The 25,735-nt window shown below is 74.4% G+C and carries 28 protein-coding genes and 1 tRNA gene; 8 read left to right on the plus strand and 21 right to left on the minus strand.

Annotation, left to right across the window (positions count from 1 at the left end; translation table 11 throughout):
- Positions 1 to 25: 25 nt before the first annotated feature.
- From KZX60_RS00370 to KZX60_RS00380, 3 genes are all read right to left on the minus strand, one after another.
- Positions 26 to 99, minus strand: a tRNA-Val gene (locus KZX60_RS00370).
- The gene (locus KZX60_RS00375; RefSeq protein WP_248115041.1) at positions 90 to 659 is read right to left on the minus strand and encodes a redoxin domain-containing protein; all 570 of its coding nucleotides are present in this window, start codon (positions 657 to 659) and stop codon (positions 90 to 92) included. Before KZX60_RS00375 ends, KZX60_RS00370 begins: the two co-directional genes overlap by 10 nt.
- The gene (locus tag KZX60_RS00380; protein ID WP_248115042.1) at positions 652 to 1,083 is read right to left on the minus strand and encodes a DUF3052 domain-containing protein; all 432 of its coding nucleotides are present in this window, start codon (positions 1,081 to 1,083) and stop codon (positions 652 to 654) included. The genes KZX60_RS00375 and KZX60_RS00380 overlap by 8 nt, the downstream gene beginning before the upstream one ends.
- 268 nt (positions 1,084 to 1,351) lie before the next feature.
- Between KZX60_RS00380 and aceE the strand changes: the two genes are divergently transcribed.
- From aceE to fabF, 6 genes are all read left to right on the plus strand, one after another.
- Positions 1,352 to 4,102 (plus strand): pyruvate dehydrogenase (acetyl-transferring), homodimeric type, encoded by a 2,751-nt coding sequence (gene aceE, locus KZX60_RS00385; protein ID WP_248115043.1) that lies wholly within the window; start codon positions 1,352 to 1,354, stop codon positions 4,100 to 4,102.
- A gap of 139 nt (positions 4,103 to 4,241) precedes the next feature.
- The gene (locus KZX60_RS00390; protein WP_248115044.1) at positions 4,242 to 5,432 is read left to right on the plus strand and encodes a helix-turn-helix domain-containing protein; all 1,191 of its coding nucleotides are present in this window, start codon (positions 4,242 to 4,244) and stop codon (positions 5,430 to 5,432) included.
- Positions 5,433 to 5,511: 79 nt separating this feature from the next.
- Positions 5,512 to 6,429, plus strand: coding sequence for an ACP S-malonyltransferase (locus KZX60_RS00395; protein ID WP_248115045.1), 918 nt, complete (start codon positions 5,512 to 5,514; stop codon positions 6,427 to 6,429).
- Between the two features lie 52 nt (positions 6,430 to 6,481).
- Positions 6,482 to 7,534 carry a beta-ketoacyl-ACP synthase III gene (locus tag KZX60_RS00400; RefSeq protein ID WP_248115046.1) on the plus strand — a complete coding sequence of 351 codons (1,053 nt, stop codon included), beginning with the start codon at positions 6,482 to 6,484 and terminating at the stop codon, positions 7,532 to 7,534.
- Positions 7,535 to 7,595: 61 nt separating this feature from the next.
- The gene (locus KZX60_RS00405) at positions 7,596 to 7,841 is read left to right on the plus strand and encodes an acyl carrier protein (RefSeq protein ID WP_248115047.1); all 246 of its coding nucleotides are present in this window, start codon (positions 7,596 to 7,598) and stop codon (positions 7,839 to 7,841) included.
- Positions 7,842 to 7,984: 143 nt separating this feature from the next.
- Complete coding sequence (gene fabF / locus KZX60_RS00410) at positions 7,985 to 9,229, plus strand: beta-ketoacyl-ACP synthase II (RefSeq protein WP_248115048.1); 1,245 nt, start codon at positions 7,985 to 7,987, stop codon at positions 9,227 to 9,229.
- 79 nt (positions 9,230 to 9,308) lie between these two features.
- Here the strand turns inward: fabF and KZX60_RS00415 are convergent, their stop codons facing one another.
- The 15 genes from KZX60_RS00415 to KZX60_RS00485 all read right to left on the minus strand — a co-directional run bounded on the left by KZX60_RS00415 (position 9,309) and on the right by KZX60_RS00485 (position 21,688).
- On the minus strand, positions 9,309 to 9,812 hold the full coding sequence (locus KZX60_RS00415; RefSeq protein ID WP_248115049.1) for a DUF3145 domain-containing protein: 504 nt from the start codon (positions 9,810 to 9,812) through the stop codon (positions 9,309 to 9,311).
- Between the two features lie 127 nt (positions 9,813 to 9,939).
- Complete coding sequence (locus KZX60_RS00420) at positions 9,940 to 10,932, minus strand: tyrosine recombinase XerC (protein ID WP_248115050.1); 993 nt, start codon at positions 10,930 to 10,932, stop codon at positions 9,940 to 9,942.
- Positions 10,929 to 12,284, minus strand: coding sequence for a DNA-processing protein DprA (locus tag KZX60_RS00425; RefSeq protein WP_248115051.1), 1,356 nt, complete (start codon positions 12,282 to 12,284; stop codon positions 10,929 to 10,931). Before KZX60_RS00425 ends, KZX60_RS00420 begins: the two co-directional genes overlap by 4 nt.
- Positions 12,281 to 13,897 carry an ATP-binding protein gene (locus KZX60_RS00430; protein WP_248115052.1) on the minus strand — a complete coding sequence of 539 codons (1,617 nt, stop codon included), beginning with the start codon at positions 13,895 to 13,897 and terminating at the stop codon, positions 12,281 to 12,283. Before KZX60_RS00430 ends, KZX60_RS00425 begins: the two co-directional genes overlap by 4 nt.
- Complete coding sequence (locus tag KZX60_RS00435; protein ID WP_248115053.1) at positions 13,894 to 14,313, minus strand: YraN family protein; 420 nt, start codon at positions 14,311 to 14,313, stop codon at positions 13,894 to 13,896. Before KZX60_RS00435 ends, KZX60_RS00430 begins: the two co-directional genes overlap by 4 nt.
- Before the next feature lie 118 nt (positions 14,314 to 14,431).
- Positions 14,432 to 14,755 (minus strand): DUF2469 domain-containing protein, encoded by a 324-nt coding sequence (locus KZX60_RS00440; RefSeq protein WP_248115054.1) that lies wholly within the window; start codon positions 14,753 to 14,755, stop codon positions 14,432 to 14,434.
- Between the two features lie 129 nt (positions 14,756 to 14,884).
- On the minus strand, positions 14,885 to 15,643 hold the full coding sequence (locus KZX60_RS00445; RefSeq protein ID WP_248115055.1) for a ribonuclease HII: 759 nt from the start codon (positions 15,641 to 15,643) through the stop codon (positions 14,885 to 14,887).
- A complete protein-coding gene (lepB, locus tag KZX60_RS00450) occupies positions 15,640 to 16,413 on the minus strand; it encodes a signal peptidase I (protein WP_248115056.1) in 774 nt (257 codons plus the stop codon). Before lepB (KZX60_RS00450) ends, KZX60_RS00445 begins: the two co-directional genes overlap by 4 nt.
- Positions 16,406 to 17,167: a signal peptidase I gene (gene lepB, locus KZX60_RS00455; RefSeq protein WP_248115057.1), complete on the minus strand. Its 762-nt coding sequence runs from the start codon at positions 17,165 to 17,167 to the stop codon at positions 16,406 to 16,408. The genes lepB (KZX60_RS00450) and lepB (KZX60_RS00455) overlap by 8 nt, the downstream gene beginning before the upstream one ends.
- Before the next feature lie 37 nt (positions 17,168 to 17,204).
- Positions 17,205 to 17,558 carry a 50S ribosomal protein L19 gene (gene rplS / locus KZX60_RS00460; RefSeq protein ID WP_248115058.1) on the minus strand — a complete coding sequence of 118 codons (354 nt, stop codon included), beginning with the start codon at positions 17,556 to 17,558 and terminating at the stop codon, positions 17,205 to 17,207.
- Between the two features lie 209 nt (positions 17,559 to 17,767).
- Entirely contained in the window at positions 17,768 to 18,505 is a 738-nt protein-coding gene (trmD, locus tag KZX60_RS00465; RefSeq protein ID WP_248115059.1) for a tRNA (guanosine(37)-N1)-methyltransferase TrmD, read from the minus strand.
- Positions 18,506 to 18,512: 7 nt separating this feature from the next.
- Positions 18,513 to 19,097 carry a ribosome maturation factor RimM gene (rimM, locus tag KZX60_RS00470; protein ID WP_248115060.1) on the minus strand — a complete coding sequence of 195 codons (585 nt, stop codon included), beginning with the start codon at positions 19,095 to 19,097 and terminating at the stop codon, positions 18,513 to 18,515.
- A 34-nt stretch (positions 19,098 to 19,131) separates the two neighbouring features.
- Positions 19,132 to 20,025: a hypothetical protein gene (locus tag KZX60_RS00475; RefSeq protein ID WP_248115062.1), complete on the minus strand. Its 894-nt coding sequence runs from the start codon at positions 20,023 to 20,025 to the stop codon at positions 19,132 to 19,134.
- Complete coding sequence (locus KZX60_RS00480) at positions 20,022 to 20,684, minus strand: hypothetical protein (protein ID WP_248115063.1); 663 nt, start codon at positions 20,682 to 20,684, stop codon at positions 20,022 to 20,024. Before KZX60_RS00480 ends, KZX60_RS00475 begins: the two co-directional genes overlap by 4 nt.
- 92 nt (positions 20,685 to 20,776) lie before the next feature.
- Positions 20,777 to 21,688: a HAMP domain-containing sensor histidine kinase gene (locus KZX60_RS00485; RefSeq protein WP_248115064.1), complete on the minus strand. Its 912-nt coding sequence runs from the start codon at positions 21,686 to 21,688 to the stop codon at positions 20,777 to 20,779.
- A gap of 12 nt (positions 21,689 to 21,700) precedes the next feature.
- Here KZX60_RS00485 and KZX60_RS00490 point away from each other — a divergent pair, with 12 nt between their 5' ends.
- Both KZX60_RS00490 and KZX60_RS00495 read left to right on the plus strand, forming a co-directional pair.
- Positions 21,701 to 22,432: a HAMP domain-containing sensor histidine kinase gene (locus KZX60_RS00490; protein ID WP_248115066.1), complete on the plus strand. Its 732-nt coding sequence runs from the start codon at positions 21,701 to 21,703 to the stop codon at positions 22,430 to 22,432.
- Positions 22,429 to 23,115: a response regulator transcription factor gene (locus KZX60_RS00495; protein WP_248115067.1), complete on the plus strand. Its 687-nt coding sequence runs from the start codon at positions 22,429 to 22,431 to the stop codon at positions 23,113 to 23,115. Before KZX60_RS00490 ends, KZX60_RS00495 begins: the two co-directional genes overlap by 4 nt.
- Before the next feature lie 88 nt (positions 23,116 to 23,203).
- Here the strand turns inward: KZX60_RS00495 and KZX60_RS00500 are convergent, their stop codons facing one another.
- The 3 genes from KZX60_RS00500 to ffh form a co-directional block, all read right to left on the minus strand.
- Positions 23,204 to 23,443, minus strand: coding sequence for an RNA-binding protein (locus KZX60_RS00500; protein WP_248115313.1), 240 nt, complete (start codon positions 23,441 to 23,443; stop codon positions 23,204 to 23,206).
- Between the two features lie 2 nt (positions 23,444 to 23,445).
- Entirely contained in the window at positions 23,446 to 23,889 is a 444-nt protein-coding gene (gene rpsP / locus KZX60_RS00505; protein WP_248115069.1) for a 30S ribosomal protein S16, read from the minus strand.
- A gap of 229 nt (positions 23,890 to 24,118) precedes the next feature.
- Positions 24,119 to 25,705: a signal recognition particle protein gene (ffh, locus tag KZX60_RS00510; protein WP_248115070.1), complete on the minus strand. Its 1,587-nt coding sequence runs from the start codon at positions 25,703 to 25,705 to the stop codon at positions 24,119 to 24,121.
- Positions 25,706 to 25,735 lie beyond the last annotated feature (30 nt).

Raw genomic sequence — 25,735 nt, forward strand, 5'->3', positions numbered from 1 at the left:
CATGGTCCCGGGGCATCGACACGAGTGGACCCAGAGGGACTCGAACCCCCGACCTGCTCGGTGTAAACGAGCTGCTCTAGCCGACTGAGCTATAGGTCCGCGCTGCGCTCCAGGGTACCGGTGCGGCGCAGGTGCTCCCGCGTCGCCGCCTCGTGCGCGCTCCGCGAGCGCGCCCGGCCCGGCTCGGCGGCCACCCTGGCAACCTCGACGCCGGTCGCGTCCAGCAGCACGGAGACCCGTCGCGCCCGCCCCGTCTCCGGGTCGAACGCATCGCACGCAGCGGCCGCGGCCCCGTGGGGCCAGAAGTCGGAGAGCAGCGTGAGCCGCTCCCCCAGGCCCAGGTCCTCGCGCACGCGGCGCAGCACCGGAGCGGCGTCGCACGCGATCACCCGCACCGCGACGTCCACCGCGGCGAGCTCCTGCGCGAGGTCCGCGAGCCAGGCGAGCTCGCCGGTGCACACCGGGGTGAACGCCCCGGGGAGGAACGCCAGCCAGGTCGCCCGGGGCCGGCCGACTCCGTCGTCCGGATGCGGCACGCCGTCCGGTGTGGCGAGCGGGGGGAACGACCAGGACTGTCCGTGGTCGTCCCGCAGCGCCGGGGCCTCAGCCCCCGCGCTTCTGCGCAGCTCAGCCACCGCGCTTCTGCGCAGCTCAGCCACCGCGCTTCTGCACGAGCCTCTGGGCGGCCCAGTCGGCGCTCACGCCGGAGCCCGTGGTGGGGTGCAGCCCGGCCGTGGAGGCCGCCTCCTGCACGTCCGCCGGCGGCACGTGGCCCGGGCGGCCCGTGCGGGGCGTCATGATCCAGAGGGGGCCGGCGTCGAGGGAGCGCTGGGCGTCCACCAGGGCGTCGGCGAGGTCTGTGACGTCCCCCTCATCCGAGCGCCACCAGAAGAGGACGGCGTCCGCGGGCTCCTGGTCCTCCTCGGTCAGCAGCTCCTCCCCGAGCGCCGCCTCGAGGGCGGCGCGGAAGCCATGGTCGACGTCGTCGTCGAACCCCCACTCCTGCACCAGGTCGCCCGGCGCCAGGCCGAGCTCCTCGAGCCGTGCCTGAGCAGCCGGGGTCTCCTGCGGCCCTGCCTCCATCGTGTGCGGTCCTCCTCCGGGACGGGACATGCGCCCCGTGCGGGGCGCGCGCCGTGCGTGTGCGTGACACGGCCCACCCTACGCCCGTGCGCCCGGGGCCTCCGGGTCCCAGACCACGCGCGCAGCCCACGGACGGCGCTAGGCTGGGCGCGACAGGCGCCCGTCCGCCGGAGCGAGTCCGGGGGCGCGGCGCGGCAGTGCGGGCGTATCCCGCCAGTGCACCAGCACCGACGCGGAGCATCCCTCCGCACGAACACCAGGAGGCACCGTGAGCGCAGCCGAAGAGAGCTCCCAGATCCTGAGCGGTCTGACCAACCAGCTCCCGGACAAGGACCCGCAGGAGACCGCGGAGTGGATCGAGTCCTTCGACGGGCTCGTGGAGGAGCGCGGGACGGAGCGCGCGCAGTACATCATGCGCACCCTCATGCAGCGCGCCGGCGCCCAGTCGGTCGCCCTGCCCCACGTGACCACCACGGACTACGTGAACACCATCCCGGCCGACCAGGAGCCCGAGTACCCGGGCGACGAGGAGCTGGAGCGCCGCTACCGCAACTACCTGCGCTGGAACGCCGCGGCGATCGTGCAGCGCGCGCAGCGCGAGGGCATCGGCGTGGGCGGCCACATCTCCTCCTACGCCGGCCAGGCCACCCTGTACGAGGTGGGCCTGAACCACTTCTTCCGCGGGCAGGACCACCCCGGCGGCGGCGACCACATCTTCTTCCAGGGGCACTCCTCCCCGGGCAACTACGCGCGCGCCTTCCTCGAGGGCCGCCTCACCGAGGAGGACCTGGACGGCTTCCGTCAGGAGAAGTCCAAGGAGGGCCACGCGCTCCCCTCCTACCCGCACCCGCGCATGAAGCCGGACTTCTGGCAGTTCCCGACGGTCTCCATGGGCCTCGGCCCGATGAACGCCATCTTCCAGGCGCAGACCAACCGCTACCTCCACCACCACGGCATCAAGGACACGTCCGAGCAGCACGTGTGGGCGTTCCTCGGCGACGGCGAGATGGACGAGCCGGAGTCGCGCGGCCAGCTGCACATCGCCGCCAACGACAAGCTGGACAACCTCACCTTCGTGGTCAACTGCAACCTTCAGCGCCTCGACGGGCCCGTGCGCGGCAACGGGAAGATCGTCCAGGAGCTGGAGTCCTACTTCCGCGGCGCGGGCTGGAACGTCATCAAGGTCCTCTGGGGCCGCGAGTGGGATCCGCTGCTCGAGGCCGACGACGAGGGCGAGCTCGTGCGCATCATGAACGAGACGCTCGACGGCGACTTCCAGACCTACAAGGCCGAGTCCGGCGCCTTCGTGCGCGAGCACTTCTTCGGCCGCTCCTCCACCACCAAGGAGCTGGTGGCGGACATGAGCGACGACGAGATCTGGGGCCTCAAGCGGGGCGGCCACGACTACAAGAAGGTGTACGCCGCCTACAAGGCCGCGATGGAGCACAAGGGCCAGCCCACCGTCATCCTGGCCCACACCATCAAGGGCTACGGCCTCGGCAAGTCCTTCGAGGGCCGCAACTCCACCCACCAGATGAAGAAGATGACGGCGGACGACATCAAGGTCTTCCGCGACCGTCACCGCATCCCGGTCTCCGACGAGGTCATCGACAAGAACCCGTACGAGATCCCGTACTACAAGCCCGACGCGGACTCCCCGGAGATGAAGTACCTCATGGAGCGCCGCAAGGAGCTCGGAGGGTTCGTCCCCGAGCGCCGCGCGGACTACCACCGCATCCCGCTGCCCCCGGAGTCGGCCTACAAGCAGGCCCGCAAGGGCTCGGGCAAGCAGCAGGCCGCCACCACCATGGCCTTCGTGCGCCTGCTGAAGGACCTGATGCGGGACAAGAACCTGGGCTCGCGCTTCGTGCCGATCATCCCGGACGAGGCCCGCACCTTCGGCATGGACTCGTTCTTCCCGACGGCGAAGATCTACAACCCCAAGGGCCAGAACTACCTGTCCGTGGACCGCGACCTGTTCCTCTCCTACAAGGAGTCGCCGCAGGGCAAGCTCTACCACGTGGGCATCAACGAGGCCGGCGCCACTGCGGCCTTCAACGCCCTCGGCACGGCGTACTCGACGCACGGCGAGCCCATGATCCCGATCTACATCTTCTACTCGATGTTCGGGTTCCAGCGGACGGCGGACAGCATCTGGGCGGCGGCCGACCAGCTCGCTCGCGGCTTCATGATCGGCGCCACCGCGGGTCGCACCACGCTCGCGGGCGAGGGCACCCAGCACATGGACGGCCACTCGCCGGTCCTGGCGGGCACCAACCCGGCCGTGAAGCACTACGACCCGGCGTACTCGTATGAGATCGCGCACATCGTGCGCCAGGGCCTCGAGGACATGTACGGCGACCACGACCGCGGCGACGCGGTGCGCAATGTCATCTACTACCTCACGGTGTACAACGAGCCGATCGTTCACATCGACGAGCCGGAGGACCTGGACGTGGAGGGCCTGCTCAAGGGCATCTACCGCCTCTCCGAGGGCCAGGGCGACGGGCCGAAGGTCCAGCTCCTGGGCTCCGGCGTGGCCCTGCCGTGGGCGGTCGACGCGCAGCGCATCCTCGCCGAGGACTGGGGCGTGAGCGCCGACGTGTGGTCCGTGACCTCGTACAACGAGCTCTACCGCGACGCCGTCGCGGCCGAGAAGGACGCCCTCAAGGACCCCAGCGCCCCGGTGCGGACCCCGTTCGTGACGGAGAAGCTCGCGGGCGCCGAGGGCCCCGTGGTGGCCACCTCGGACTACACCACGTCCTGGGCCAACCAGATCCGGCCGTTCGTGACCCAGCGCTTCAGCGCGCTGGGCGCCGACGAGTTCGGCTTCGCCGACACCCGCTCGGCGGCGCGCCGCTACTTCCACATCGACACGCACTCCATGGTGGTGCGCGCCCTGCAGCTCCTCGAGCAGGAGGGCACGCTCGAGGAGGGCACCGCGGCGAAGGCGCACTCGATGTACCGGCTCAGCGACGTCAACGCGGGCACCACCGGCAACGCCGGCGGCGACGCCTGACGTCCCCGGCCGGCGCCCGTGCGTCGGCCCGCCCCGACGGCCGGCCGTCCTCCCCACGCGGGGAGGTCGGCCGGCCGTCGTCGTCCCCGCTGTAGGAACCCCACAACCGGTCGCGTCCCGGGCCCCTAGGATGCTGTGCATGCCCGAACCCCGCGCCGCCGCGCCCCGCCCCGTCAGCGCCGAGGGTGTCGACCGGCTGCGCCGCCACCTGGGGGCCCTCAACACCACCGTCCTGCAGCGCCTCGACGCGACCCTGCCCTGGTACCGCGAGCTCACCCCGGACGAGCGCAGCGCGCTCGGACTCGTGGCCCAGCGGGCCCTGCAGGGCCTCGTGGTGTGGTGCGAACGGTTGACGGCCGGCGCGGACACCGTCCTCCAGGACGTCTTCGGGCCCGCCCCCACCGACCTCAGCCGCGCCGTGTCCCTCCAGCGTGCCCTCCAACTCATCCGCACCATGGTGGAGGTCGTCGAGTCCACCGTCCCGGACCTCGTCGCGGAGCGGGACCAGGCCGCGATGCGCGAGCACATCCTGCACTACTCGCGGGAGATCGCCTTCGCCCTCGCGGACGTCTACGCGCGGGCCGCGGAGATGCGCGGGGCCATGGACTCCCGGCTCGAGGCGGTCCTGCTCGACGCCGTGCTGCGCGGCCAGGACCCGGACGAGATCCGCCACCGCGCCACTGCGCTCGGCTGGCACGACGACCACTGCGTGATGGTCATGGCCGGCTCCGCCCCGGGCGAGGACCAGCCCGCCTACGTGCCCGGGCTGCGCCGCGCGGCGGCCCGCCTCGACTGCGACCTCCTGGTGGGCGTGCAGGCCGAGCGTCTCGTCCTCGTCCTCGGCTCGGTCACCGACCCCCGGGCCGCCGCCGAGGCGCTCACCCCGTGGTTCGCCGCCGGACCCGTGATCGCGGGCCCCGTGGTGGACTCGCTCGTGGAGGCGCACGTCTCCGCCCACCACACGCTCGCCGGGCTCGGCGCCGCGGCGGCGCACCCGCGCGCCCCCCGCCCGACGCCGTCCGGAGACCTCCTGCCGGAGCGCGTGCTGATGGGCGACCCCTCCGCTCGCGAGGCGCTCGTGGACGGTGTCTGGGCACCCCTCGCCGACGCCGGCTCCTCGCTCCTCGAAACCGTGGACACCTACCTGGCCCTCGGCCGGTCCCTCGAGGCCACCGCCCGCGAGCTCTACGTGCACGCGAACACCGTCCGCTACCGGCTCCGGCGGGTCAGCGAGCTGACCGGGTGGGACCCGCTCGTGCCGCGCGACGCCTACGTGCTCCAGACCGCGATCGCCGTGTCCCGCCTCGCCGAGGGCCGCCCACTCTTGTAGGAACCCTCCAAACGTCTCCGTGCGGGTTCGTGCCTGCAGCGGGAGGCGGGAGGCGCGCCCGCCTGACACGATGGAGGGCATGCTCGCGATCGTGTGCCCCGGACAGGGCTCCCAGACCCCCGGCTTCCTCGCCCCCTGGCTCGAGATGGACGGGACCCGTGAGCTCCTGGAGGAGCTCTCCGACGCCGCCGGCGTGGACCTGGTCCGCCACGGCACGGTCTCGGACGAGGAGACCATCAAGGACACCGCGGTCGCCCAGCCGCTCATCGTCGCGGCGGGGCTCGTCGCCGGATCCATCCTCGAGGCGGACGCCTCCGACCCCGCCACCACCGTCCTCGCCGGCCACTCCGTCGGCGAGATCACCGCCGCCGGCCTGGCGGGCGTCCTCTCCCCCGCGGAGTCGCTCGCGCTCGTCCGCGTCCGCGCCACGGGCATGGCCGAGGCCGCCGCCGCCACGCCCACCGGCATGGCCGCCGTCGTGGGCGGGGACCAGGAGGAGGTGCTGGCCGCCATCGAGGCCGCCGGCCTCACCCCGGCCAACGTCAATGGCGCCGGCCAGGTGGTGGCGGCGGGCACCCTCGAGGCGCTCGCCGACCTGAGCGCCCCGGCCCGGGCGCGCGTGATCCCCCTGAAGGTGGCCGGCGCGTTCCACACCGAGCACATGTCCCCCGCCGTGGACGCCCTGGCGGCCCACGTGCGCACGCTCTCCCCGGCCGATCCGCGGCTTCCCCTGCTCTCCAACCGGGACGGCGCCGTCGTCGCCTCGGGCGCCGAGGTCCTGGAGCGGATCGTGGACCAGGTGACGCGCCCGGTGCGGTGGGACCGGTGCATGGATGCCCTCGCCGAACGCGGCGTCACCGGTGTCCTCGAGCTCCTGCCCGGCGGTACGCTGACGGGACTGGCCAAGCGCGGCCTGAAGGGCACCGCCACGCTGGCGCTGAAGAGCCCCGAGGACCTGGACGCGGCCCGCGCGTTCCTCGCCGAGCACTCAGCCTGAGCACCGCCGCCCCCCTCCCGCGCAGAGACGAACAGACGCAGAGAAGAGCATCATGACCGTCACCCTGAAGCAGCTGGACCGCCCCGCGGCGAGCCGCATCGTCGCCGTCGGCGCCTGCCGTCCCGCGAACCTCGTGCCGAACGAGGACCTCGTGGGGCCCATCAACTCCTCCGACGAGTGGATCCGGCAGCGCACGGGCATCGTCACGCGCCAGCGCGCGACCGCGGACCAGACCGTGGTCTCGATGTCCGTCGACGCGGCCCGGGAGGCCCTCGCCTCCGCCGGACTGGAGGGCTCGGACCTCGACGCCGTCATCGTCTCCACGGTGACCTTCCCCCACGCCACCCCCTCGGCCGCAGCCCTGGTGGCCCACGAGATCGGCGCGACCCCCGCCCCCGCCTACGACGTCTCCGCCGCGTGCGCGGGCTACTGCTACGGGGTGGCCCAGGCCGACGCGCTGGTGCGGGCCGGCACCGCGAAGCACGTGCTCGTGGTGGGCGTGGAGCGCCTCTCCGACGTCATCGACCCCACGGACCGCTCCATCTCCTTCCTGCTGGGCGACGGCGCGGGCGCGGTGATCGTCTCCGCCTCGGACGAGCCCGGCATCTCCCCCTCGGTGTGGGGCTCGGACGGCGAGCGCTGGGAGACCATCTCCATGACCCGCTCACAGCTGGACGTGCGCGACGCCGTCGAGCACGCCCGCACCACCGGCGACGCCTCCGCGATCACCGGCGCCGAGGAGATGCTCTGGCCGACCCTGCGCCAGGACGGGCCCTCCGTGTTCCGCTGGGCCGTGTGGTCCATGGCGAAGGTGGCCCGCGAGGCGCTGGACCGCGCCGGCGTCGAGCCGGGCGACCTGGCCGCCTTCATCCCGCACCAGGCCAACATGCGCATCATCGACGAGTTCGCCAAGCAACTGGCGCTGCCGGAGTCCGTGGTGGTGGCCCGGGACATCGCCGACGCGGGCAACACCTCCGCCGCCTCCATCCCGCTGGCCATGCACCGCCTGCTCGCCGAGCACCCCGAGCTCTCGGGCGGCCTCGCCCTCCAGATCGGCTTCGGCGCCGGCCTCGTCTACGGAGCCCAGGTGGTGCGCCTCCCCTGAGGCGTGCGCATCTGATTCACTGACCCAGTACACCGAAACACCTACCTGAAGGAGACGCCCCATGGCTTCCAAGGAAGAGATCCTCGCCGGCCTCGCCGAGATCGTGAACGAGGAGACCGGCCTCGACACGGCCGACGTGCAGCCGGAGAAGTCGTTCACCGACGACCTCGACATCGACTCGATCTCCATGATGACCATCGTGGTCAACGCCGAGGACAGGTTCGGGGTGAAGATCCCGGACGAGGAGGTCAAGAACCTCAAGACCGTCCAGGACGCCGTGGACTTCATCGACGGCGCCCAGGCCTGATCCTGGCCCACCCCGTGCGGAGGGCCTCCCGGCTCGCCGTGCCTCGCAGGACCGTGCCGGAGGCGCCTGATCCGGGCGCCTCCGGCCCCCGCTCGCCCGGGGCACCCGCACCCCGGCCCCCGAGAGACGAAGGCAGCAGACCCATGACCCGCACCGCAGTGATCACCGGCCTCGGCGCCACCACCCCCATCGGCGGCGACGTGCCCACGTTCTGGGCCAACGCGCTGAAGGGCGTCTCGGGCGCCGCCACCATGGAGCACGACTGGGTGGAGCAGTACGACCTGCCCGTCACCTTCGCCGCGGAGCTCGCGGTGCCCACCGCCGAGGTGCTCAGCCGGGTCGAGGCCAAGCGCCAGGACCCCGGCACGCAGATGGCCACCGTGGCCGCCCGCGAGGCCTGGAAGGACGCCGGGCTCGAGGGCGCCGAGATCGACCACGACCGCCTGGCCGTCGCCTTCGGCACGGGCATCGGCGGCGTGTGGACCCTCCTCGACGGCTGGGACACCCTGCGCGAGCGCGGGCCGCGCCGTGTGCTGCCCATGACCGTCCCCATGCTCATGCCCAACGGCGCGGCCGGGGCCCTCTCCCTCGAGTTCGGCGCCCGCGCCGGGGCCCGCACCGTGGTCTCCGCCTGCGCCGCGGGCACCGAGGCCCTCGAGACCGCACTGCTGCTCATCCGCTCCGGCCAGGCCGACGTCGTGCTGTGCGGGGCCGCCGAGGCCGCCGTGCACCCGCTGCCGATGGCCGCGTTCGCCGCGATGCAGGCGCTGTCCAAGCGCAACGACGACCCGCAGGCCGCCTCCCGCCCCTACGACGTGGACCGCGACGGCTTCGTCCTCGGCGAGGGTGCCGGCGTCATGGTGGTGGAGTCCGAGGAGCACGCGAAGGCCCGCGGCGCCCGCGTGTACGCCGAGCTGATCGGCGCCGCCGTCTCCTCCGACGCGCATCACATCACCGCCCCGGAGCCCGAGGGCCTCGGCGCCACCCGGGCCCTGCGCTCCGCCCTCCGCGGTGCCGGCGTGGACCCCTCCCAGGTGAGCCACGTGAACGCGCACGCCACCTCGACCCCCAAGGGAGACGCCCCCGAGTACCTCGCGCTGAAGGCAGTCCTCGGAGACCACCTCGACGACGTCCTGGTCTCGGCCACGAAGTCCCAGACCGGCCACCTGCTGGGGGCGTCCGGCGCGATCGAGTCGATCCTCACCGTGCTCGCCGTACACCACGGCACCGCTCCCGTGACCATCAACCTGGAGCACCAGGACCCCGAGATCCCGCTCAACGTCGTGACCGGCGAGCCGGGCCGCCTGCCCGCGGGGGACCGCGTGGCGGTGAACAACTCCTTCGGCTTCGGCGGCCACAACGCCGTGGCCGTGTTCCGCGCGGTCTGACCCGCACGCCCGACGGCGCCCGTCCCCACGAGGGACGGGCGCCGTCGTCGTGAGGGGGTGCGGGCGAGGGGGGGCGGTGTCAGCCCGCGCGGTGCAGCCAGCGCACCGGCGCACCGGCGGCGGCGAGGCGGAAGGGCTCCAGCTCCTCGTCCCAGGCCTCGCCCAGGGCGAGTGAGAGCTCGTGGAACACGACCGTGGGGTCGCCCGCGCCCTGCTCATAGGCGAAGCGGATCCGGTCCTCGGAGACCATGATGTTGCCCGAGACGTCGGTGGCCGCGTGGAAGATGCCCAGGTCCGGGGTGTGGGACCACCGGGACCCGTCCGCGCCGGCGGAGGGCTCCTCGGTGATCTCGAAGCGCAGGTGCGGCCAGCCACGCAGCGCCGAGGCCAGCGACGCTCCGGTGCCCTGCGGGGCCCGCCAGTGCAGCTCCGTGCGGTGCTGCTCGGGCGCGGCCGGCTGCGCCTGCCACTCGACCTCGGTGTGGCCGCCGAGCACGGAGCTCAGGGCCCACTCGACGTGGGGGCACAGCGCGGTGGGTGCGGAGAGGATGTGGACCACGCCGCGGGTGGTGATGGTGTCCATGGGTTCCTCCGGGAGCGATGCGGTGCGTCTTCCCCTACGACCACGCCGCGGACGACGGAACTCCTGTGGCCATTGTGCCGGAGGGCCCGGGGGCGGGCAATGGTCCCGGCTTGAGGGCGTGTCGCGCTCAGGCGCGGGGGTGCGCCTGGCGGTAGCCCTCCCGCAGGCGGTCGATGGACACGTGGGTGTACACCTGCGTGGTCCGCAGGGACGAGTGGCCGAGCAGCTCCTGGACGGTGCGGAGGTCGGCACCGCCGTCGAGCAGGTGGGTGGCGGCGGTGTGGCGCAGGGTGTGCGGGCCGCGGGCCGCCGTGTCGCCGAGCGCCTCGAGCCCGCGGTCGACGACGGCCCGCACCTGCCGCACGCCGAGCCGCCCGCCGCGCGCGCCGAGGAAGAGGGCGGGGCCGGACTCCCCCGTGAGCAGGGCGGGGCGTCCGGCGGAGGACCAGAGGTGGACCGCCCGCGCGGCGGGACCGCCGAACGGGACGGTGCGCTGCCGGTCGCCCTTGCCGGTGAGGGTGGCCACGCGGCGCTCCAGGTCCACGTAGTCCCGGTCGAGGGCCACGACCTCGGCGACGCGGGCTCCCGTCGCGTAGAGGAGCTCGAGCACGGCCGCATCGCGCAGGGCGACAGCGCGGGCGACGGCGTCGTCGCCCTCCTCCGCTTCGGCGACGCGAGCCTCGGCCCAGTCCAGCAGGCGGCGTGTCTGCAGGTCCTGCAGCACGTGCGGCAGGGAGGAGTCCGGCCGGGGAGAGCGCAGGCGCAGCGCCGGATCGTCGTGGCGCAGGCCCTCGCGGCGCAGCCACGCCATGAACGTGCGCACGGCGGCCACGCGGCGGGCCAGCGTCGTGCGGGCCAGGCCGGCGTGGGCCATGGCGGCGAGCCAGCCGCGCAGGTCCTCCACGTCCACCTCCGCGAAGACATCCTGACCGGGGCCCACGTGCGCGGCCAGGTGGCGCAGGTCCGCACGGTAGGCGGACACGGTCCGGGGGCTGCGATTGCGCTCGTGGGTCAGGTGCTCCGCGTACGCCTCAAGCCACGCCGCGTCCCGGGGCGAGGGCGCGGGCACGGCCGCGGACGGCTCGGCCGCCGGGCCTGTGGCGCGAGGACGGGTGCTCATCCCTCCACTGTGCCACCCCCGCCCGGTGCGCGCCGCCAGCGGTCCTCCACGCGCTCGGCCAGCCCGGCCCGCTGCAGGCGGGAGAGGACGGCGAGCACGGTGGGCAGGGCCAGGCCCGCGGTGACGGTGAGGCGGTCCACGGGCACGGCGCTGCGCAGCGGGAGGGCGTCGACGACGAGCAGCTCCTCCACGGTGAGGGCGTCCGTGGGCCGCTCGGCGTGCCGCTGCCGGCGCTCCCCCCTCGTCCCCGGCGCCGACGTGGGCGCCACGGATGGTTCGGGCGCCCGGGACGTGCCCGTGTCCGCGGCCGTCCCGCCAGAGGCGCCCCTCCCAGCGGGCCGGCGTACGCCGTCCAGCAGGGCGAGGGCGTCGTCCTCGTCCATCACGAGCCGCGCCGGGGTCTCCTTCAGCAGGCGATGGCAGCCGGCGGAGCTGGGCGAGGTGACGGGCCCCGGGACGACGCCGAGCTCCCGGCCGAGGCCCATCGCGTGGCCGGCGGTGTTCTGCGCCCCGGAGCGCCAGCGCGCCTCGACCACGAGCACGGCGCCGGAGAGCGCGGCGATCAGCCGGTTGCGCTGGAGGAAGCGGTGGCGCGTCGGACTCGCTCCGGGCGGCATCTCCGAGAGGAGCAGCCCGGCCTCCATGACGTCTCGGAGCAGCTCCTCGTGGCCTGCCGGATAGAAGCGGTCGAGGCCGCCGGCCAGCACGGCCATGGTCGGGGCGGACGCCTCCGCTCCCCCGGCCCCGCCCCGCTCCTGGGCCGCGTCGAGGGCTGCGCGGTGCGCGGCGCCGTCGATCCCGTATGCCCCGCCCGAGACGACGCACAGGCCGGCTCGGACAGCGTGGCCCACGAACTGGCGCGTCACCGCGCGGCCGTACGCGGTGGCCTCGCGGCTGCCCACCACGGCGAGGGTGCGGCCGGCAGCGGGCAGCGCGCCCGTCCCGCGGAACCACAACCCCAGCGGGGCGCTCTCGCCGAGGTCCTCCAGTGCGGCCGGCCAGGCGTCGTCCTCCGGGATGAGCAGGCCGCCGCCCAGACGGTGCAGGGCGACGAGGTCGCGCTCGGGGTCCAGATGGGCGGCGCGGGGCGCCCATCGCTGCAGCCCGGCGGACCACCGGCGCGCCAGGCCGTCCGGCGCGCCGGTGTGCTCCGCCAGGAGGTCCCGCTCGGCGGGGTGCAGCGCCGCGCGGCCGGTGAGGAGCGCGAGGGCCCGCTCGGGGCCGAACGCTGCCACGGCGTGCGCCGGAAGCTCGTCCCCGGGCTCCACGAGCCGGGTGAGCGCGGCGCGGGCCACGCGGGCGCCGTCGGGGCGGGCGGAGGCGGAGGTGGGGGTGGGGTGGGAGGGATTCACGGCTGTTCCTCGTCTCGGCTGCGCAGGTTCAGGGCCACGTCCGTGTCCTCCGGGGCGGGCCGCTCGCGGCCGCGCAGGTCCGCGAGGGTCCACGCGAGGCGAAGCACCCGGGCGTGGCCGCGAGCGCTGAGCTCGCCCCGGTCCACGGCCGCGTCGGCCGGCTCCCGGGCGGCGGCGGGCACCGCGAACGGTCCGTGTCGCAGCACGGGCGCGGGCACGCGGGCGTTGCGGCGCACGTGGGAGGCCACGAGGCCGCGCGCGCCGGCCTCCCTCCAGCGGGCGTCCTGGCGCTCCACGGCGGCGTGCACCCTGGCGGCCACGGTGGCGGAGTCCTCCGCGGCAGGGGCTCCGGTGAGCTGGTGCGCGCTCACGGGGCGGACCGTCACCTGCAGGTCCACGCGGTCCAGCAGCGGACCGGAGAGCCGGTCGGCGTAGCGCCGGCGCTGGAGCACGGAGCACCGGCAGCGGCTGCCGTTGCCGCCGCCGAAGCCGCAGGGGCACGGGTTCGCGGCGAGGACGAGCTGGAAGCGGGCGGGGTAGGCGACCGTGCCGCGGGAGCGGTGGATCACCACCTCCCCCGACTCGAGGGGCTGGCGCAGGGACTCGAGCGTCCGGCGGTCGAACTCGGGGGCCTCGTCGAGGAAGAGCACGCCGCCGTGGGCCAGGGACACGGCGCCGGGCCGGGCCAGCCCGGCGCCGCCTCCCACGAGGGAGGCGGCCGAGGCCGAGTGGTGCGGGGCCTCGAACGGCGGGCGGCGGTCGAGACCGCCCGCGTGGGCGCCGATGGCGCGCAGGGAGCGCAGGGCCGCGGTCTCGAGCGCCGTGCGGTCGTCCATGGGCGGGAGGATGCCGGGCAGCCGCTCGGCGAGCATCGTCTTGCCCGCGCCGGGCGGGCCCATGAGGAGCAGGTGGTGTCCACCCGCGGCGGCCACCTCGAGGGCGAACCGCGCCTCGCCCTGACCGGCCACCTCCGCGAGGTCGGGCGCCGGAGTGCACCCGGGCCCGCGGACCTCCGGGGAGGTGGAGCCCTCCTCTCCGCCGGATCCGGCGCGGCCGGCGCCGAGCACGTGCCCGTCCGGCTCGGGCGGGGCAGTCCCCTCGGGCGAGCCGCCGAAGGCTCGGATCACGTGGTGCAGGTGGGCGTAGCCCCGGACGCGGGCACCGGGGACGAGCTCGGCGTCGGCGACCGCCTCCTGCGCCACCACGATGTCCCGATGGCCGGCGTCCACCGCGGCGAGCACCATGGCCACGGTCTCCGGGGCCCGGTGCAGCGTTCCGTCCAAGCCGAGCTCCGCCAGGAACACGGGCCCGTCCACACCGCGCACCCGCCCGTCCGCGGCGTAGGCGGCGAGCACGATGGCGAGGTCGTGGCACGCGCCGCGCTTCTGCACGCCGGCCGGGAGCAGGTTCACGGTCAGGTGCCGGCGGGTCAGCGGCAGGCCGGCGTTGCGGGCGGCGGAGCGGATGCGGTCACGGCTCTCCTGCAGGGCCTGGTCCGGCAGTCCCAGCAGGGTGAAGCCGGGAAGGGACTGGGCGATGTCGGCCTCCACGTCCACCACGTCGCCGCGCAGCCCGGCCAGGGAGATCGACCGCGTGCGACCGATACGGCTCACGGCCGCACGTCCGTGACGAGGTCGAAGCGGACGCCCCCGGTGCGGGGCACGAGGACGGCGACGGCATCCACGCGCCACGGGGCCGGATGCCGCCCCTCGCTGTGGGTCCGCACCCACTCGGCCATGAGGCGGTGCAGGCGCAGCAGCTTGCGCCGGGTGATGGCCTCGAGGGGATCGCCGAAAGCCAGCCCCGAGCGGGTCTTCACCTCCACGCCCACCCACCAGCCGGCGTGGTGGGCCACGATGTCCAGCTCGCCCGCCTCGCCGCGCCAGTTCCGCTCGGCGATGACATAGCCGCGCTCCGTGAGCCAGCGCGCGGCCGCGTCCTCCCCGAAGCGGCCCAGCGCCGTGTGCGCGCTGCTGCCCCGCCCCTGCGCGCCGCCGCCCGGCGGCGCCGTCTCCCCGGTCCTCGTCATGGTGACCACCTCCGCCACCAGGGTGCGGGAGGCGGAGGGGCCCGTGCCGGGCCGCGGGCTTGCTGTGAGGGAGGGGACGCCTGTGCAGGAGCGGTGGGCCCGCGCCGGGCCCCGCGACTCAGCCCGGCAGCCGGCCGTCCTGCGGGACCTGGAGGTCCGCGGCGGGCAGCTCCTCGATGTTCACGTCCTTGAAGGTGAGCACCCGCACACGCTTGATGAACCGCGCGCTGCGGTACACGTCCCAGACCCAGGCGTCCTCGAGGACCAGCTCGAAGAACACGTCGCCGTCGGCCTGGTGCGGCGTGAGGGTGACGCCGTTGGCGAGGTAGAAGCGGCGCTCCGTCTCCACCACGTAGCGGAAGAGGCCCACGACGTCCCGGTACTCGCGGTAGAGCGTAAGCTCCGCCTCGGCCTCGAAGTCCTCCACATCGTCCGCGCTCATGGCAGGACCTCCTCAATGCTCGGCAGGGCATCCGGGCGGCCGGGCGGGCCGGACGGATGCAGACCCGTCCATCCTGCCTCGCGCCGGGACTCGCGTCGAACGCGGCGAGCCCGGTCGACGCCCGCGGGCTCAGTCGAACAGCGTGGGGGCGGGGTCGCCGTCGGGCAGGCCGAGGTTCCACGAGCGCCGGTGGTGCGTGGTGGCGCCGAGCCGCTGCAGCGCGGCGCGGTGGGCGGCCGCGCCGTAGCCCTTGTTGCCCGACCAGCCGTAGGCGGGGTGCTCGGCGTGGAGCATGATCATGGTGTCGTCGCGGCCGACCTTGGCCGCGATCGAGGCCGCCGCCACGGTGGCGGACTGGTCCTCCGCGCGGACCACCATGCGGGGCACGGGCGGCACCGGGGCGGGTGCGTCGGCGGGGGCACCGCGCGTGAGCCAGTCGTCCCGGCCGTCCAGGATCAGGGCGACCGGCTCGGCGTCGAGCGCGGAGCACAGCCCGGCCCACGCCCGGTGCCCGGCGAGGCTGAGGGCCGCGCTGAGCCCCAGGGCGTCGATCTCGGCGGGGCTCGCCTCGCCGAGGCTCACGCCCGCGGCCCACGCGGTGATCTCGGGGACGAGCGCGCGGCGCCGCCGATCGCTCAGTGCCTTGGAGTCCCGCACCGCGGGGATCGTCCCGGAGGCCGGGGCCCACGCGGCGCACGCCCCGACGACGACGGGCCCGGCCAGCGCGCCCCGGCCCACCTCGTCCATGCCGGCCACGAGCCAGGGGCCTGCGGGGGCGGAGGTGGACCCGTCCCCGGCGACCTCGGCCGCCAGCGCGACCTCGAGGTGCAGCCCGGCGCGCACCGCCGTGCGCGGCGAGCTCCCCGCACGCTGTGCGGCGGGGCTCATGCGTGCCGTCCCGGCTCGGGGACGTCCGCGAACGGCGCCGGGTCCGAGCCCGCCGGGCCGATCCGCTCGAGGGGCCACACGATCGCGACGGCGCGCCCCACGACGTCGTCCGCGGCCACGAACCCTCCGCCCGGGCCGTCCCGGTGGTAGCGCGAGTCGGCAGAGGCCTGCCGGTTGTCCCCGAGCACCCACAGCTGCCCGGCGGGCACGGTGACCTCGAACGGGACCTCGGAGGCCGCCACGCCCGGCGCCAGGTAGGGCTCCTCCACGGGCTCCCCGTTGACGCTGACGTGCTCGTCCCCGGGCTGCCAGGCGACCGTGTCCCCCGGCAGGCCCACCACGCGCTTGGCCACGTGCGACCGGGCGTCCTCAGGGGCGAGCCCCACGAAGCGTGCCGCCTCGCCCAGCGGGTCGCCCGGGCCGGCGGCCGGGGGCAGCCAGCCCTTCGTGTCGCGGAACACGACGACGTCGCCGCGCTCCAGGGGGGACGCGTCAGGCACGCGCAGGTCCACGGCCACGCGGTCCCCCTGCTCGAGCGTGGGCGCCATCGAGCCCGAGGGGATGAAGAACATGCGCAGCACGAACGTCTTGACCAGCAGGAGCGCGCCCAGGGTCAGGAGCACGACGAGGAGCACCCGACGCGCCAGGGGGCCCCACCGCGGGCGCCCGGAGGGGCGGGGCTCGGCGCGATGCGCGCCCGCGCCGGAGGGCACGGCCGGGACGGGCTCGGGCGCGGCCGGATCGGCACGCGGCGGGACGGGCTCACCCATGCGCGGCCTCCCCCGGAGCAGCGGCGCCGTCCACGGGGCCGCGGCGGTCCAGCGGCCACACGACCTCCTCGGCCGTGCCGAGCACCGAGTCGAGGGGGATGAGCCCCCCGCCGGGGGCGCCGAGGAGCGCACGGGAGTCGCGGGAGTCCGCGCGGTTGTCGCCGAGCACGACCATCCGGCCCGCCGGCACCTCGAAGCGCCACGGACGCTCCGAGGCCGGCTCGGCGGCGGTGACGGCACGCCCGAGGTAGGGCTCGTCGAGCGGAGTGCCGTTCACCGTGAGGCGGCCGTCGGCGGCGCAGCACTGCACCGTGTCCCCGGGCAGGCCGGCGACGCGCTTGACGAACACGTCCTCCCTCGCGGCCGTGCCCCACCACTGGGCCACGTCCTCGAGGCCGGCCTCGAGCGAGCCGCGGGAGCGGTACGGCGCCAGGCTGCCGCCGCCGTCGAACACCACCACGTCCCCGCGCTCCAGGCCCGCCCCGCCGGCCGCGGACGCGTCGATCCGCACCCGGTCGCCCGGCAGCAGGGACGGCTCCATCGAGGCGGACGGAATGAGCAGCACGGCACCGGTCACGGCGCGCAGCACGGCGGCCAGCACGACCCCGGCCACCACGGTGAGCGCGACCCAGGGCCACCAGCCGGCCGCCCCGGCGGCGTCCGCGGACCGGGCATCCCGGGCGGCCGGCGCGCCGGATCCGGACGCGCGGGAGCCCCGCGACCGAGACGGGTCACGGGGCTCCGGATGCGACATGGGTGTGCTCAGGCCGCGCGAACGCGGCCGAAGCGGATCACTTGACGTCGGCGCGCTTCTCGCGGATGCGGGCGGCCTTGCCGTGGCGGTCGCGCATGTAGTAGAGCTTCGCGCGGCGCACGTCGCCCTTGGTGACGAGCTCGATCTTGTCGATGACCGGGGAGTGCACCGGGAAGACGCGCTCCACGCCGACGCCGAAGGTCACCTTGCGGACGCGGAAGGTCTCGCGGACGCCGTCGCCCTGGCGGCCCATGACGTAGCCCTGGAAGACCTGCACGCGGGCGGTCTTGCCCTCGATGATGTTGACGTGGACCTTGACGGTGTCGCCGGGGCCGAACTCCGGGATGTCGGTGCGCAGCGTGGACTTGTCGAAGGAATCAAGGATGTGCATGTTCATCTCTCCTGGTGGACGCCACAGGTCATCCACGTGGTACTCGGGTCTGCGGCTGTCCGCCGCGCGTCGCGCGGTCGGGATGCCGGATCCCGTGAGCCTGGTCCGGGCGCGCCTGTTGGGCTCCCGGTGGTCCTGCCGTCGACGTCCGCCCCCTGTGGCAGGTCGGGCGTCCGGTGGACCGACAGTCGATTATGCCACAGCCGGGCTCAGCGCTCGGAACCGTCCGGGCCCGGCGCCGTGAACGCGCCCCACAGGTCCGGGCGGCGGTCCCGCGTCCGCTCCTCCTGCTGGGAGCGGCGCCACGCGGCCACCTTGCCGTGGTCGCCCGAGAGCAGCACGGGGGGCACCTCACGGTCCCGCCACACCGAGGGCTTCGTGTACACGGGATACTCGAGCAGCCCGTCCTCATGGGACTCCTCGACGAGGGACTCCGGGTTGCCCACCACGCCCGGCACGAGCCGCCCGATGGCCTCGATCATGGCCAGCGCGGCCACCTCTCCGCCGTTGAGGACGTAGTCGCCCAGAGAGACCAGGCGGACCTCGAAGCGCTCCTCGGCCCAGCCGAACACCCGCTCGTCGATGCCCTCGTAGCGCCCGCACGCGAAGGACACGTGCTCCCGCCGGGCGAGCTCGCGGGCGGTGGCCTGCGTGAACGGGCGGCCGGACGGGGTGGGGACGACGAGGACGGGCCGCTCCCCCACCGCGGGTGCGGGGCTCGCCGCGGCCACGTGCTCGAGGGCCAGCGCCCACGGCTCGGCCTTCATCACCATGCCGGCACCGCCTCCGTAGGGGGTGTCGTCCACCGTGCGGTGCCGGTCGAACGTGAAGTCGCGCAGGTGGTGGACGTGCACGTCCACGAGGCCCTCGCGGCGCGCCTTCCCCAGGAGGGAGACGTCCAGGACGGCCAGGTACTCGGGGAAGATCGTGACGACGTCGAAGCGCACGGGCGGCTCAGCGCTCCTCGTCCGCGGCGGCCGCGGCATCGTCGCCCAGCGCGAGCTCGAGGAGCCCGGGCGGCGGGGTGAGCGTGAGGGTGCCGGCCTCGAGGTCGACCTCGGGGACGATCTCCTCGACGAAGGGCACGAGCGCCTCGGCGTCCGCGTCGTCAAGGGCCACCTGGAGCAGGTCCTGCGCGTCTCCGGTGATCAGTCCCGTCACCACGCCCACGCGGGCGCCGTCCACGAGCACGGCGAGGTCCACGAGGTCGTCCTCGTACCACTCGTCCGACCGCTCGGCCTCCAGGGGCGCGGCGAAGAGCTGGAGGCCGCGCCACGCCTCGGCCGTGTTCCGGTCCGGGCACTCCTCGAAGGCGACGACGAGGATCTGCTTGTTCCACCGGGCCCTGACCACCGTGAGATGCGCGGGCATGCCGGCGCCGGCGCCGCGCACCTCGAGGACCTCGCCGGGGGCGAAGCGGGCGTCCGGGTCGTCCGTGAAGACCTGGACCGTCACCTCGCCGCGGATGCCGTGGGGCTTGCCGATCCGGGCGACGCGGACCAGGGCGTCCTCGGCGGGCGTGACGGGGGTGGGGCTCATGCGGTGTCCTTCGCGGTGGCGCGGCGTCGGCCGCTCAGCGAGGCAGCTGTGGGCCCACCGGGAGGTGGGCCAGGTAGCTGACGCCGCTGATGTTGTACGGGAACGAGATCCCCATGATTTCACGGATGCCGGTGTGCATGCCCCAGGCGGCCGCGGCGAAGGCCAGGCCGAGCCGTCGGTCCACCAGGCTCAGCGGCGCGCCCAGCTCCACCGCGAGGGAGACGACCGCCGTCAGGGTGAACAGCCGTTCCCGGTGGTACAGCGCCGTGCCCGCAGCGGGCTTCTGCGAGCCGAACAGGTCCTTGCGCAGGCCGTCGATCGCGATCTGCCCGCGCAGGACGTCCCCGGAGGCCCAGCCGAATCCCACCGTGCTGCGCACCTTGGCCACGCCGGAGATGAAGTACACCGCGCTGGTGACCGCGTTGAGCATCACGGGCACCGCGCCGTAGCGGCGCTCGAAGACCGCGGGCGCCAGGCGCCGCCGCATCACGAGGGCGTCCACGCTGAGGGCGTCCGCGCTCGGGCTCGTGCCCAGCACCATCTGGTGGAGCACGAGCATGTTGTCGTTGTGGTAGATCATGCCCCACGAGTTGCGGTAGGTGAGGGTCCACAGCTGCAGGGCCGCGTTGAGCGGCCCGGTGACGCGGTGGGCGACCCCCAGCGTGGCCAGCACGTTGACGGCCTGCGCGGCGTCGTGGATCCGGTCGGCCACCTCCGGGCGCAGCGGACGCCGCAGGACGCGGACCACGCCGACGGGCGCGAAGCGTCGGGGATCCTGGGCGTGCACGCCGCGCAGGAGGGCGCGGCGGCGCGCGTGGTGGCGTGCCGCGAACAGGCCCACGCCGATCCGCAGCACCGCGGGGCGCGCCGGGGTGGCCGCGGGACGCAGCGTGTCCACCGCCCACTGCCGGATCCGCGCGCCGTTCACCGGGCCACCCCGTTCGCGATCTCGTCCGCCGTGCGCTCCTCGCGCACCGCGACGGCGGTCCCGCCCAGCTCACAGCGGGCCAGCACCGTCTCCCGATGCGGGAGGCGGTGCCCGCTGTAGTAGTCGTCGAATCGGAAGCGCGAGCGCACCACCTCCACCCGCTGGACGGCCGCCTCACGGCGGCGCCGCGCTGCCCCCTGACCGCTGCCGCTCGGAAGCCGGTCTCCGAGGGCGGCCCGCTGCTCCGCGAGGGAGTCGGCGTACGTCTGCGCCACCAGCGCCGCGTCGCCGCGCCGGATGGCCCGGGAGACCTGCTTGCGGACCTGGTTCAGCCCGCCGCCGCCGAAGTGGCGCGTGCCCGGGATGACGCGCTCGCCCCCCTCGGTGAGGCCGATCACGTGCGGCACGTAGGTGGAGCGGCCGCGGTGCTCGGAGAACATCGGGTAGGTGGAGAGCGGGAAGGAGTCCAGGCGGAACTTCGGCGCGTCGTTGCCGGAGACCTGCGGCCCCGCGTAGGCGCGCAGGGGCCACAGGAGCACCGCGACGCCGGCCGCCCCCGCCGCGATCCCCCAGGCGTCCCGGGCCGTCGGGGCGGGGGCCGGCTCGCGCACGCGCAGAGGCGGCCGGGCGGCGGGGGCGAAGGGATGCGGTCGGGACACGGGGTGGCTCCTGTCGATGCGGGCGGTGCTGCTCGGTGCGGGCGGGTCGGGGCGGCCGGCCCGCACCTCCAGCGTGGGCGAGCGCGATGAGATCAGGATGAGGCCGGGGCCGGCTCCAGCAGCAGGCGCACGGTCGTGCCCTCCGCCTCCACCTCGTCCCCCCCGAGGATGCGCAGCTCCCCGCCCATGGCGCCCATGAGCCCGAGCGCGACGGCGAGCCCCAGGCCGTTGCCCGGCGCGGGGTCGTTCGAGGCGACCGCGAGGCGCGCCGTCAGGCCGGCGCGCTCCTCCTCGGGCACGCCCCGCCCCCGGTCCGTGACGTCGATCGCCACCCGCTCGCCCTCCTGCGTGGCGAGGGCGTGGACCCGCACGAGGATCGTCCGATCCGTGGGGTGGAGGGAGGAGACGTCGACGCCGCCCGGCCCATCCGCCGGGAAGAGCACTGCGTCGCGGGCGTTGTCGAGGACCTCCTGGAGGACCTGCACCAGGCGTGCCGGCTCGGCCCGTGCGGCCGGCACGGAGGGGTCGGCCTCCACGCGCACCTCGACGCCGCTGCCGTCCTGGTCCGCGCCCTCCCGCCAGCCTCGGGCGGCGACCGCGACGATGTCGGCGGGATCCACGGCCACGGGGTCGACGGCCAGGTCGGCACTGCCGAGGCGCGTGAGCAGAGCGAGGTCGTCGAGCAGCTCCCGGGCCCGTGTGGCCTCGGCCGCCAGCTCGTCCGCCGTCGTCCGCCACTGCGCCGCGGTGCCCCCGGGACTGCGCAGGCCCGCCTCGAGCATCGCGGAGGAGGTCCGCAGTGTCAGGGTGATGTCCTGCGCGAAGGAGCGTTCCCGCGCGAGGGCGCGATCGGCCCGGCGCAGCAGCCGGTTGGCGCCCTTCGCCAGCGCCGCGTACTCGTCCGAGCCCTCCTCCGGGAGGCGGGGCACCCCGCGTCCCCGTGCCGCACGGCGCACCGCCGGGTCACGGTGCTCGGCCACGACGACGTGGCGGACCTGGGACACAGCTTCAACGCGATGCTGGACCGTCTCGAAGACTCCTTCGCGTCCCAGCGGCGCCTCCTCGACGACGTCGGGCACGAGATGCGCACACCGCTCACCATCGTGCAGGGCCACCTCGAGGTCATGGACCCCGTGGACCCCGACGACGTACGGGAGAGCACGCGCCTGACTCTGGACGAGCTCGCGCTCATGGGCCGGCTCGTCGACGACCTGCTCACCCTCGCCAAGGCGGAGCGCCCGGGCTTCCTGCGTCCCGCGCCCACGGACGTGGCCGAGCTGACCGAGGCGGTGCTCGAACGGGCCCGCGCCCTCGGTGACCGGCAGTGGAGCCTGGACGCCGCCGCCCCCGTGAGCGCGCAGGTGGACGGACAGCGTCTGACGCAGGCGTGGCTGCAGCTGGCCGCGAACGCCGTGCGCTACTCGGAGCCAGGGACGCCCGTGGGCATCGGCTCCGCGGTGCGGGCAGGCATGCTGCGGCTGTGGGTGCAGGACGCGGGCGTGGGCGTGCGCCCCGAGGACCGCGACGTGATCTTCGAGCGATTCGGCCGCGGCGCCCACGGCCGGCGGACGGAGGGATCCGGCCTGGGCCTCGCGATCGTCCGCACGATCGTGGAGGGCCACGGCGGCCGGATCACCGTGGACCCCGCGCCCCGCCGGGGGTCCGTCTTCACCATGAGCCTGCCCCTGGAGGGCACGCCCCCGCCGAGACCGGCGGGCGGCATCGACGACCGAGAGGACCGCCCATGATCCCCCTGCTGCTGATCGAGGACGAGGAGCGGATCGCCGGCTTCGTCACCAAGGGCTTCGCCGCGGAGGGGTACGCCGTGACGACGGCGGGCACCGGCGCCGAGGGCATCGCCCTGGCCATGACGGGCGCGTTCGACCTCGTGATCCTCGACCTGGGGCTCCCCGACGTCGACGGCTTCGAGGTCCTGTCCCGGATCCGCGCCCAGGACGGGGAGCTGCCGGTCATCATCCTCACGGCGCGCTCCTCGGCGGAGGACACCGTGGAGGGACTCAGCTCCGGGGCGGACGACTACATGCCCAAGCCCTTCCGGTTCGCCGAGCTCCTCGCCCGCGTGCGCCTGCGCCTGCGTCCCGGCACTCCCGCTCCCGCGCCCGTGGACGCCGTGCTCCGGCACGGCGACCTGGAGCTGGACCCGGCCGCCCACCTGCTCACCCTGAGCGGGGAGCCGGTGAACCTCTCGGCCCGGGAGTTCGCCCTGGCCGAGGAGTTCCTGCGCCATCCGGGCCAGGTGCTCAGCCGGGAGCAGCTCCTCGACGGCGTGTGGGGAGCTGACTTCGAGTCCGGATCGAACGTCGTGGACGTGTACGTGCGGTACCTGCGGACCAAGATCGGGGCGTCCCGGATCCTCACGGTGCGCGGCCTCGGCTACCGCCTCGCCACCGTGCAGGAGTCAGCCGGCTGACACGACGGCCCCGGACGCGACGATCCCCGCAGCTCCTGCACGTCAGGGTCTGCGGGGATCGTGGTGCCGGGTGGACCCGGCGGAGTGGTCAGCGGGCGCGGTCCGTCTCCACGACGTCCACCCGGACCGGGTGTCCGGCCAGGCCATCCAGCACGGTGCGCAGCGCGGTGGCGGTGCGGCCCTGACGGCCGATCACGCGACCGAGGTCCTCCGGGGCCACACGGACCTCCAGCATGTCACCGCGGCGCTGGGCACGCGCGTCCACCCGGACGGCGTCCGGCGTGTCCACGATGCCTCGCACCAGGTGTTCGAGGGCCTCGGTCAGCATGGTCACTCGGACTTCTCGGCGTCCTCGGCCGGGGCCTCGGCCTCCGCGGCAGGAGCCTCGGCCGGGGTCTCAGCCTCGGCCGGGGCCTCCTCCTTCTTGGGCTCCTCGGGGATGATGACCGAGCCCTTGGAGGGGGCCACGAAGGCCTCCTTCTCAGCCTTGGTCCGCAGGGTGCCCTCGGCGCCGGCCTCGCCCTTGAACTTCTGCCAGTCACCGGTGATCTTCAGGAGGGCGGCGACCTGCTCGGTGGGCTGTGCGCCCACGGAGAGCCAGTACTGCGCGCGCTCCGAGTCGACCTCGATGAACGAGGGCTCCTCGGTGGGGTGGTACTTGCCGATCTCCTCGATCGCACGGCCGTCACGGCGGGTGCGGGAGTCGGCGACGACGATGCGATAGTACGGGGCGCGGATCTTGCCGAACCGCTTCAGACGAATCTTGACAGCCACGTGTGTGGTCACTCCTTGGTAGAGATCAGGGGGCCGCGATCGGTTCTCCGCGTGGGGGCAGCGGGGCATGCGACCGGGCTAAACGGAACGGAGCGCGCGGAGGATAGAGGGTCGTCCGGGCTCACGCTCAGTACCGGGCCATTCTGCCAGACTCCCCCGGCTCGCGCACCTCGACGCGCGAGGAAGACGACGACGGCCGCGCCGGGCGCCGTCGTCGTCGACCCGGGGCTCAGCGGTCCTTGAGGTACTTCTCGAAGCCGGCGGGCAGGTTCAGGCTCGACGGGTCGAAGTTCTCGAGGTCCATGCCGCCGGCGCCCTGGCCGAACATGGAGCCCGCGCCGGCCTGCGCGGAACGCGCCTGGCGCTCCTCGAGGGCCTTGCGCTCGGCCGCGGCCTTGGCCGGGTTGCCGGACTTCACCCTGTTCTTGGCGTTCTTGCCCTTGGCCTTCCGAGAGGTGCCGCCGTGGCCCATGCCGGGCATGCCCGGCAGGCCGCCGCCCGAGGCCATCTTCTTCATCATCTTCTGCGCCTCGGCGAAGCGCTCCAGGAGGGCGTTCACCTCGGAGACCTGGGATCCGGAGCCGCGGGCGATGCGCGCGCGGCGCGAGCCGTTGATGATCTTCGGGGCCACGCGCTCGTGCGGGGTCATCGAGTGGATGATCGCCTCCACGCGGCCGATGGAGGACTCGTCGAACTGCTCGAGCTGCTGCCGCATGCCCTGGGCACCCGGCATCATCATGAGCATCTTCTTCAGCGAGCCCATCTTCTTGAGCTGCTGCATCTGCTGCAGGAAGTCGTCGAGGGTGAAGTCCTCCTGGTCCGCGAACTTCTTGGCCATCTTCTCGGCCTCGGCGCGGTCCCAGTTCTGCTCGGCCTGCTCGATGAGCGACATGACGTCGCCCATGTCGAGGATGCGGGAGGCCATGCGGTCCGGGTGGAAGACCTCGAAGTCCTTCAGCCCCTCGCCCGTGGAGGCGAACATGATGGGCTGACCGGTCACCTGGCGGACCGACAGCGCGGCGCCGCCGCGGGCATCGCCGTCGAGCTTGGTGAGGACCACGCCGGTGAAGCCGACGCCCTCGTTGAAGGCCTGTGCGGTGGCCACGGCGTCCTGGCCGATCATCGCGTCGATGACGAAGAGGACCTCGTCCGGCTGCACGGCGGCGCGGATGTCCGCGGCCTGGCGCATGAGCTCGGCGTCCACGCCGAGGCGGCCGGCGGTGTCGATGATGACCACGTCGTGGTACTTGGCGTTGGCCTCGGCCACGCCCTCCCGGGCCACCTGCACGGGGTCGCCCGTGGCGGCCTCGAACTCGGAGGAGACGCCCGGGTGCGGGGCGTACACGGGCACGCCGGCGCGCTGGCCGCCCACCTGGAGCTGCTTCACCGCGTTGGGGCGCTGCAGGTCGCACGCCACGAGGAGCGGGGTGTGGCCCTGGGACTTGAGCAGATGCGCGAGCTTGCCCGCGAGGGTGGTCTTGCCGGCGCCCTGCAGGCCCACGAGCATGATCACGGTGGTGCCGGTCTTGGCGTGCCGGATGCGGCGGGTCTCCCCGCCCAGGATGGTCACGAGCTCCTCGTTGACGATCTTCACGATCTGCTGGCCCGGGTTCAGCGCCTGGGCCACCTCGGAGCCGAGGGCGCGCTCCTTCACCTGGGAGATGAACTGGCGCACCACGGGGACGGCGACGTCGGCGTCCAGGAGGGCGCGCCGGATCTCGCGCGCGGTGGCGTCGATGTCCGCCTCGGTCAGCCGCCCCTTGCCCTTGAGGTTGCGGAACGTGGCGGAGAGGCGGTCGGACAGGGAGGTGAACACGGCGGGTGGGATCCTTCGCAGGCGTCAGGG

The organism is Micrococcus sp. EYE_212 (assembly GCF_023147585.1).
Taxonomy (GTDB): domain Bacteria; phylum Actinomycetota; class Actinomycetes; order Actinomycetales; family Micrococcaceae; genus Micrococcus.